Below are 643 nucleotides of genomic sequence, written 5' to 3'. Positions count from 1 at the left end.
GTTTGACGAGGTAACGCATTTGAGCGGGGGCCGTTTTGGGGATGCGGCGGGTGAAGGCGCCTTGCACGGCGCGGTCAAGACTCTCCCCGAGCATTCCCACCGGTGGGCTCCTTCCGCGATGTGGTGCTTGATCGTCTGTGCGGGCTGCTGGCGGCCGATCATGGCCCTGGATGACCGGATGTGCGATCCGGGTGATGATCGGCCGCCAGCGGGCCGCGTGGGCCGTTCTGGGGGGTGTCAGTAGCTGGTGGCCATGTCCACGAACCGGCTGTAGTGCCCTTGGAAGGCCGTGGTGATGGTCGCGGTCGGGCCGTTGCGGTGCTTGGCCACGATCAGGTCGGCCTCGCCGGCGCGGGCGGATTGTTTCTCGTAGGCGTCCTCGCGGTGGAGCAGGATCACGATGTCGGCGTCCTGCTCGATGGAGCCGGACTCGCGCACGTCGGAGACGGCCGGGGTCTTGTCGGCGCGTTGCTCGGGTCCGAGGTTGAGCTGGGACAGCGCCACGATCGGGATCTCGAGCTCCTTGGCGAGGAGCTTGAGGTTGCGGGAGATCTCGGAGACTTCCTGCTGGCGGCTCTCGGGCCGGCGGGCGGCGCCGGACTGCACCAGCTGCAGGTAGTCGGCCACGGCCAGCTTCAGGTCG

1 protein-coding gene and 1 pseudogene are annotated in these 643 nt (G+C 68.1%); both read right to left on the bottom strand.

From position 1 onward, the window contains the following. Positions 1-94 (bottom strand): annotated as a pseudogene (locus PV350_RS46910) (telomere-protecting terminal protein Tpg); the annotation flags it as partial. A 143-nt stretch (positions 95-237) separates the two neighbouring features. Further along, positions 238-643 (bottom strand): DnaB-like helicase C-terminal domain-containing protein (locus tag PV350_RS46905; protein ID WP_500339345.1); only part of this gene is annotated, 406 nt, incomplete at its 5' end.

The organism is Streptomyces sp. PA03-6a (genome assembly GCF_033792765.1).
Lineage (GTDB): Bacteria > Actinomycetota > Actinomycetes > Streptomycetales > Streptomycetaceae > Actinacidiphila.
Note: the sequence above shows the minus strand (reverse complement) of the source record. Positions and strands in the feature narration are given on the sequence as shown.